8 protein-coding genes and 1 pseudogene are annotated in these 7,785 nt (G+C 65.0%); 5 read left to right on the top strand and 4 right to left on the bottom strand.

The window, feature by feature from the left end:
* Positions 1–431 precede the first annotated feature (431 nt).
* Together D580_RS16260 and D580_RS16255 are read left to right on the top strand one after the other, a co-directional pair.
* Positions 432–741, top strand: a pseudogene (locus tag D580_RS16260) (type II toxin-antitoxin system RelE/ParE family toxin).
* A complete protein-coding gene (locus D580_RS16255) occupies positions 701–1,069 on the top strand; it encodes an addiction module antidote protein (RefSeq protein ID WP_231363529.1) in 369 nt (122 codons plus the stop codon). The pseudogene D580_RS16260 and the gene D580_RS16255 overlap by 41 nt, the downstream one beginning before the upstream one ends.
* 131 nt (positions 1,070–1,200) lie before the next feature.
* Here D580_RS16255 and D580_RS0109555 read toward each other — a convergent pair whose 3' ends face one another.
* Positions 1,201–1,524, bottom strand: coding sequence for a hypothetical protein (locus D580_RS0109555; protein ID WP_012636895.1), 324 nt, complete (start codon positions 1,522–1,524; stop codon positions 1,201–1,203).
* A 233-nt stretch (positions 1,525–1,757) separates the two neighbouring features.
* Between D580_RS0109555 and D580_RS15850 the strand changes: the two genes are divergently transcribed.
* Positions 1,758–2,564: a helix-turn-helix transcriptional regulator gene (locus D580_RS15850; RefSeq protein WP_018954174.1), complete on the top strand. Its 807-nt coding sequence runs from the start codon at positions 1,758–1,760 to the stop codon at positions 2,562–2,564.
* Between the two features lie 120 nt (positions 2,565–2,684).
* Positions 2,685–3,008 (top strand): hypothetical protein, encoded by a 324-nt coding sequence (locus tag D580_RS0109545; RefSeq protein ID WP_018954173.1) that lies wholly within the window; start codon positions 2,685–2,687, stop codon positions 3,006–3,008.
* Positions 3,009–3,100: 92 nt separating this feature from the next.
* Here the strand turns inward: D580_RS0109545 and D580_RS0109540 are convergent, their stop codons facing one another.
* From D580_RS0109540 to D580_RS0109530, 3 genes are all read right to left on the bottom strand, one after another.
* Positions 3,101–3,439, bottom strand: coding sequence for a hypothetical protein (locus tag D580_RS0109540; protein ID WP_018954172.1), 339 nt, complete (start codon positions 3,437–3,439; stop codon positions 3,101–3,103).
* 242 nt (positions 3,440–3,681) lie between these two features.
* Complete coding sequence (gene mutM / locus D580_RS0109535) at positions 3,682–4,497, bottom strand: bifunctional DNA-formamidopyrimidine glycosylase/DNA-(apurinic or apyrimidinic site) lyase (protein WP_018954171.1); 816 nt, start codon at positions 4,495–4,497, stop codon at positions 3,682–3,684.
* Entirely contained in the window at positions 4,490–5,464 is a 975-nt protein-coding gene (locus D580_RS0109530) for a hypothetical protein (RefSeq protein WP_018954170.1), read from the bottom strand. The genes mutM and D580_RS0109530 overlap by 8 nt, the downstream gene beginning before the upstream one ends.
* A 325-nt stretch (positions 5,465–5,789) precedes the next feature.
* On the opposite strand from D580_RS0109530, the gene D580_RS0109525 reads away from it, so the two are divergent.
* Positions 5,790–7,748, top strand: coding sequence for a hydantoinase/oxoprolinase family protein (locus tag D580_RS0109525; protein WP_018954169.1), 1,959 nt, complete (start codon positions 5,790–5,792; stop codon positions 7,746–7,748).
* Positions 7,749–7,785: the final 37 nt, after the last annotated feature.

Here is a 7,785-nt window from a genome sequence, read left to right as displayed (position 1 = left end):
GAACCGGATATCGGGAATGCGATGGGTCTTGCGATGAACGGCGGCTCTGCTACACTTCATCCAGACGGTCTCCGTTGGTTTTGTTGGACGGTGTGGTGCCACCAATTCTACCAACTTCGAGACCGTTTTTTTATGCGTGCAAGCCATCTTCTCGCACCGATTTAGGCCGTTTTCTGGACTTCACATTTGGTGAGGTCCAGCAACAGCCGTGCAACAGGCAGGTCGTACCGTATATAAGCCGTTTTCTTGTAAAACCGTGCCGGATTTATGCAACTGTCGGGTATATCTATTGTGCTTCTCGCTTGATCTGCCATACCTGTGGGCGCCTGAGTAATGCCTGTACTGTCCCCCGGATTCATACGTCCTGTTGGAATTGCTCACGCACTTAGCCCAGCTTGACGCACTGTATCCGACAGGATACGATTCTGCATATGTACACATTCCTTCGTACGCCAGAGTTTGATAACTGGCTGAAGAAGCTTCGAGATCCGATAGGGAAAGCTCGAATCATCGCCCGTATCCGTTCTGCCGAGGCAGGAAATTTCGGCGACTGCGAGCCTGTCGGGAAGGGTGTCTCGGAGATGAGAATCCATTACGGACCTGGTTACAGGGTGTATCACGCAAGGGACGGCGAAACGATTTACCTTACTTCTGTGTGGAGGCAATAAATCGACTCAGAAGAAGGACATCCAGAAAGCTCATGAGCTTGCTGAGAAATACCGAGGCCACACTGATGACTAAGTTGACCAAATTCGATGCCGCAGAATACCTGGATAGCGAAGAGGTAATCGCAGAATACCTCAATGCTGCGCTAGAGGACGAAGATCCAAATGTATTTCTGGTGGCTATTGGCGATATTGCAAAGGCACGAGGGATGACGGAGCTGGCTAAGGAAGCTGGGCTTGGTCGAGAGAGCCTGTATAAGGCATTAGCTCCCGGTGCAAAGCCGCGATATGACACCGTTTTGAGAGTAATACGAGCACTTGGCGTAGAGCTGCATACCGTGCCAGTGCATCAGAAACCAGTTCCAACCAGGCGTTCCAGCGGACGCGCCAGCGCACGCCGCTGATCTCTGCGTTGGGGTTCACTGTGCTCACCCCAACCTACGCGATCTATGGCTCTCTCATCAATAAACTTTGCGTCCTTTGCGTCTTTGCGCCTTCGCGTTGAAGGCCCTTGAATTTCCGGACAACACACCGCTCAGCTATCCAGCTTCTCCAGGTGTCGCCGGGTCAGTTCCAGGAAGCGGGGCGTGAGGCCGGCGTCTTCGTACATGGGATCGCCCAGCTCGTCTTCGGCGATCACCCGCTCCCCGGGCACGTAGGGCATGGCCGCCTCCAGTTCGTCGAGCGCCGCTGAGAGCAGTTCTCCGATCAGTGCCTGACGGGGTTTGTTGGGGAACAGCTCCGCCAATGCCGCGATGCGCGCGGCGTCCCGGGCCGAGAGCTGCATGCAGTATTCGTGCTGGGTGTGGCGCTCGCCGGGCTCCCGCGCCCAGTGTGTCAAGAGATCCCTGACGTTCATCGTGATCCTCCTTGCCGTTGACGGCGGATCGTTGCGATGCCTGCCCTTGAGTTTAGTTCGTGTGGTCGGCTTCGGTGCGTATGGGTGCGGCCCATCGGTCAGGCCTGCAGAGTTCAACTTGACAGGTCGCGGTTCATTGACCGCCTTCAGGATCCGGTTTTTCATACCCGGCCGCAGGAGGCGTCATGAATCCGCATGAGCGCTCCAATAATGATTCGCAATGGGCATGCGTGATGCATCCCTCAGGTGCCGTCCTGAAGGACGCCGTCGAACGCTGCCAGGGTTTCAGCGCGAACTTGCGTGAACCGCTGCGCCGGCTCGAGGTGGCCCGGGGGCGGGTCGTGCTGGTGATCGGTTGCGGTGATCCGCTCTTGATGGCCAGTTGCGAACCGGTCCGGCCCTGGCGGCGCTATAGCTCTTTCCTGGTGGGTGCCGATCATGCGCCGCTGCTGACGGAACACCGGGGTACACGGCTGTGCATCGATGTCGGCCTGGCGCCCTGGGCGGCCGGCGAGATCCTGGGTGAAGGTGTCCGGGAGATCGGTCGGCAACCGGTGCCCCTTGAGGCATTCCTGGGTCGAAAGGCTGAGCGCCTGGCAGAAAGTCTGGCTCAGGTGTGCACGTGGCAGGCGCGTTTTTCCCTGGTCGAGCGCTTCCTGGTGCAATCCAGAAAGCAGACACGCCAACCGGCCCGAGGCGAGATCCGCTGGGCCTGGGAGATGATCGAAAGAACGGGCGGCAGGATTGCGGTGACGGCGTTATCCCGCCGTCTGGGCTGGAGCCATCGTCATTTCGTGGCCTGTTTCAGGGCGCATACGGGCATCTGCCCGAAGGCCGCGGCCCGTCACATGCGCCTGGTCAGGGCGGCCAGAATGCTCGCCAGGGAACCGGACATGGACCTGGGCATGGTCGCGTCTCGATGCGAGTTCGCCGATCAGAGCCACTTCACCCGGGAGTTTCACCGTCTCGCCGGCTGCGCGCCGGGCGCCTATCGCCGATTCCTCGAGATCGGCGCGACAAGTCCGCTGACCCGCCCCTGACAGGTCAGAAATCTTCAAGACACACCCGCTATGGTCGACTATGTTCACAACGCCGCCTATGCGGGCGTATGCACGTCCGCAATGATCATGGGTTCTGCAAGCAGCGCGGGAGGTGCGGACATGCTGGACATAAGACTGAGACGTGCATCCGATCAACGTCTGGTCACGGTGAACCTGGCAGCCCTGGCCATGGAAGTGAGGGGGGAGTTCCGATATCCGGGTGACAGCGGTTCTCCTGAACACAAGCAGTCAGCTGGCGTGAAAGAGAATGTCGGACCGGTGCTGACCGTGGTGTGCAAGGATCTTGCAGACGCCATGGGATGCCTGGAGTTCGCCAGTCGTAACGATCTGCTGGTGGTGATGCACAACAGCCAGGACGGCGAGCAGGCATGGCGCGGCCCCGATCGGGGCATAGTCGTCGACCTGAGCCATCTGGATGGCTAGCGAGCCAGACCCGAATATGGAGCGGGTGTTTGCCAGCGCGACGCCGGTATTCGAGGCTGGTTTTTGCGAGGTCTGGTGCTGATGCAGGTCGGTCAGCGGATCTCCCGCCAGTCCTCATGGCCGCAGCTGGTGCAGTGGTAGAGGGCCTCAAAACCACCCTCGGCCTCGCGCGCCGTGCCTTTCTGGAAGGTGAAGCTGCGCAGGGTGCAGCGGGGGCATTTCTCCACCGGGTCCCTTGGAGCGGGGATGCGCTTCGTTTTCTGTTCGGCACTGCCCTGGGGGGTGGGGGTCTCCCCCGTGAGCTGGTCCAGTGTGGCGTTCAGCGTGGCAACGAGGCGGCGGGCGGCATCGACCTGATCCTTGGCGGCCAGCGCTGCCAGTTCCTCGATGCCATCTCTAAGTGACTTCGTGCGGGCAGTGATGTCGCTCATGCGGTATCTCCTGTCGGAGGATCAGGCCTGATTCCTGGACTGAGTGTATCGGGCTTTCGGCTGTAAATCACACGCGTCGAGGAGCCTGTCGGACTTAGGCTGCTCCTACTGCGCCGGTGGGGGAGCGGTCCATTTTTCCGATCCTTTTCGTCAAATAGCGACGGCTATTCTCCTCAAACGATCGAAAAAATGGCCTCGCTCTCCCACTCGGCTCGCTACGGGCACCTAAGTCCGACAGGCTCCTAGCGCTGGCAGACGGGGCAGTAGTAACTGGATCGGTTGCCCTGCACGATCTGCTTGACCGGCGTTTCGCAGGCGATGCAGGCGAGCCCGGTGCGTCCGTAGACCCGCAGGTGCTGCTGGAAGTAGCCGTGGCTGCCGTCCTCGCGCACGAAGTCGCGCAGGGTGGTGCCGCCCTGGGCGATGGCCTCGCCGAGTACCTGGCGGATGGTCTCCACCAGTCTCGCGCATTCCGCCCGGGTGAGCCGGCCGGCGGCGCGCCCGGGCCGGATGCCGGCCAGGAACAGGGCCTCGGAGGCGTAGATGTTGCCCACACCCACCACCACGTGGCTGTTCATGATGTGCTGCTTGATGGCCACCCGGCGCTTGCGGGTGCTGCGGTAGAGATATTCGGCGTCGAAATCCTTGCCCAGGGGCTCCGGTCCCAGTTCGGCGAGCAGGGGATGCTGTTGCGCCGGCCCTTCGATCCAGAGCACGGCGCCGAAGCGGCGCGGGTCGTGCAGGCGCAGGCAGCGGCCGGAGTCCAGGCAGAGGTCGATGTGGTCGTGCTTGCGCAGGGGCGCGTCGGGGGTGACCACCCGCAGGCTGCCGGACATGCCCAAGTGCAGCAGCAGCAGGCCCGTCTCCACTTCGATCAGCAGGTATTTTGCCCGGCGCAGCACGCGACCGAGGGTGCGGCCCGTGAGGCGCTCGGCCAGGTCACCGGGCACAGGCCAGCGCAGGCGCGGTTCGCGCACGATGACCGAGGTGACCCGCCGTCCCGTGACGTGGCGTTCGATCCCCCGCCGGGTGGTCTCCACCTCGGGCAATTCAGGCATACAGCCCCTCGATCTCCACCAGCAGTTCCTTGCGGCAGACATCGCCGTGCAGGAACAGTAGCGCCGGGTGGTCACCGATGCGCGCCGTGAGCCGCTCCCGGATGACAGGCAGATCCGCCTCGCGCTTCACGTAGACCTTGAGCAGGGACAGATCGCCGGGTCCATGGAGGGCGAGGCCGTGGTCATTGCGTACCCTGTCGATCAGGGCGCCGAGGTTGTTGATGATCTCGTCCAGCTGGGCGGCGGGTTTGCCCGCGTGCAGGGAGGCGTGGCCCACGATGCTGGCGGTGCCGGAGATGTAGAGCTGGGTGTGCGCGGGCCAGGGCTTGAGGGTGGCCCGGGCGAAGGTGGGGCTCTTGGGGCCGTAGTCCGGCGGGTAGTGGTAGGCACTCACCTGGCGCGGGTTCTCGATCTGGATGCCCGGTTCCCGGGCGGCCAGCAGGTAGACCAGAAAGCCCGGTGTGGCGGTGCCGATGGCGGTGGCGGCGGGCAGGGCGCTGCCGTCGATCTGAAGGGCCTCCAGGGCCTGCTGTCGGCCTGCGCAGAAGGCCTGGTAGCGGTCCAGGGTCGGGTCGACGGCAGGCTCTAGCAGGCGGTCGAAGAAGTTCCAGATGCGCAGCAGGGCCGGGTAGCCCATGGCGGCGTGAAAGCGCAGCAGGCGCAGATAGGCCTGCTCCGCCGCCTGCTGCATGTCCTGGCTGTCGGCGATGAATACTCGGGCGAACAGCAGGTCCTCGCTGCGGGCGAAACCGATGCCGTCCTGCTCGCCCCGGGTGACGGCCTGCGGTGTGCGCAGCAATTCGCTGGCCTGCTCCGTGCCGAACGGCGGCAGGCCCACCGTCACGCGAGACGGGTCCGCCGGATCGATGCCGGTGACCGGGCCATAGTCCACCCGCGCCAGCAACGCGCCTTCGGCGACGGCGTCACGGGAAGGGACCAGTTGGACCTTGAGGGGCGGCTGGGACATGGGAAACGGGATGCACGAACAGGACTGCCCATGATACCAGAGCGGGCCGGGGCGCTGCGGTGGTGAAAGCCAAAACCAAAAACCACTTGATCTCTCGCCAAGACGCGAAGCCGCCAAGAAAACAACATGAATGGCATTCCCCGTGGCCCCGTGGCTCCGTGAGAGAACAGGGTTTTATCGCTCCTCAGGGAAACCAATGTCCTCTCACGGAGCCACGGGGCCACGGAGGAAAACATTCGAAACTGCCTTTCTTTGCGTCTTGGCGTCTTGGCGAGAGAACCGCTTTTCAGATTCCCCATGCAGGCGCCGGGTTAAACTACGACCCATGAAACGACTCGGCGTCGACACCGGCGGGACCTTCACGGACTTCGTGCTCTGGGACGAGGGGCAGGTGCGGGTGCACAAGGTGCTTTCCACCCCCGAGGCGCCTGAGAAGGCCATCCTGCAGGGCATCCGGGATCTGGGCCTTGAGGGCGAGCCGGGGCTGGCGGTGATCCACGGCTCCACGGTGGCCACCAACGCGGTGCTGGAGGGCCGCGGGGTGCGCACCGTGTACATCACCAACCATGGTCTGGGGGACGTGCTGACCATCGGTCGCCAAGCGCGCCGGGAACTCTACAATCTCCAGCCCGCGCGGGTGCCCGCCCCGGTGCCCCCGGAGGATTGCCTGGAGACCGGCGGGCGCCTGGGTGCGGACGGCGCCGTGGTGGAGGATCTGGGCGCGGAGGATCTCGACGCCCTGGCGGCCCGGGTGCGGGAGCGCGCGCCACAGGCCGTGGCCATCAATCTGCTGTTCTCCTGGCGGGACGACCGCTTCGAGCGGGCGGTGGAACAGGCGCTCTCCGGGATCTGCTTCGTCACCCGGTCTTCCGGAGTGCTGGCGGAGATCCGCGAGTACGAGCGGGGCATCGCCACCTGGCTCAATGCCTACGTGGGCCCGCTGATGCAGGGTTACCTGGCGCGCCTGGCGTCGACCCTGGGGGATGCCCGGCTCACGGTGATGCAGAGCCACGGCGGCACCCTGGACGCCGACCAGGCCGGCCGGCACGGGGTGCGCCTGCTGCTCTCCGGGCCCGCCGGGGGGCTGCGCGGCGCCCTGCACCTGGCCCGGGCCTCGGGGGTGACGCGCCTGCTCAGCTTCGACATGGGCGGCACCTCCACGGACGTGGCCCTGCTGGACGGGGACCTGCGCCTGACCGGGGAAGGGCGCATCGCCGGCTACCCGGTGGCGGTGCCCATGGTGGACATGCACACCATCGGCGCCGGCGGCGGATCCCTGGCCTGGGTGGACGCGGGCGGGCTGCTGCAGGTGGGGCCCCGTTCCGCAGGTGCCCGGCCCGGACCGGCCTGCTACGGCCTGGGCGGGCGGGAACCCACGGTCACCGATGCCAATCTGCTGCTGGGGCGCCTGCCCCCGGATACGCGCCTGGCCGGCGGTATGCCCGTGGACCTGGCCGCCGCGCGGGCCGCCTTCGAACCTCTGGCCGCACGACTGAATCTGTCCGTTGAACAGGCGGCGGAGGGCGTCATCCGCCTGGCCAATGAGCACATGGCCGGCGCCCTGCGGGAGATCTCGCTCGCCCGGGGTCACGATCCCCGCCAGTTCACCCTGATGCCTTTCGGCGGTGCCGGGGGCCTGCATGTGTGCGAGCTGGCCGAGAGCCTGGGGATGAATCGCGCGCTGGTGCCGGTGCACGGTGGCGTGCTCTCGGCCTTGGGGATGCTGGTGGCGCCCCGGGGCCGGGAGCTGTCGCGCACCCTGAACCTGCCCCTGGCGGAGACCAGCGATCGTTCCGTGCAGGCGGAACTGGATGCCCTGGCGGCGAAAGGGCGGGAGGCCCTTGCCTTAGAGGGTGTGTCGGAGCCTTCCGTACACCAGTCCGTGGATCTTCGCTATGCCGGTCAGTCCGCCGCCCTGAATCTGCCCTGGACCGGGCTGCTGGGGGTCGAGCGGGCCTTCCACCGGGCCCACGAGGCCCGCTTCGGGCATGCCCTGGACCTGCCCGTGGAACTGGTGAACGTGCGGGTGGGCTTGTCCGCCCCGGTCCCGGCCCTGGACCTGCCGGGCCCGACTGCCGCGGAGCCAGCCGGGCCCCGGGGCGAGGTGTCGGTGCATGGCGTCGGTTCACCCGTGCCGGTCTATGACCGGGATACCCTGCCCACCGGTCAACGCATCGAGGGCCCGGCGTTGATCACCGAGGCGGTGTCCACCACCTGGATCGCGCCGGGATGGTCGTGTGAGGTGGATGAGGCGGGGAACCTGGTATTGGGTCGTGAGGGGTGAGGCGGTAGGCGTAGGATGAGCGGCCGTCCGTCCCCCT

Source organism: Thioalkalivibrio sulfidiphilus (genome assembly GCF_000377945.1).
Lineage (GTDB): Bacteria > Pseudomonadota > Gammaproteobacteria > Ectothiorhodospirales > Ectothiorhodospiraceae > Thioalkalivibrio_A > Thioalkalivibrio_A sulfidiphilus_A.
Note: the sequence above shows the minus strand (reverse complement) of the source record. Positions and strands in the feature narration are given on the sequence as shown.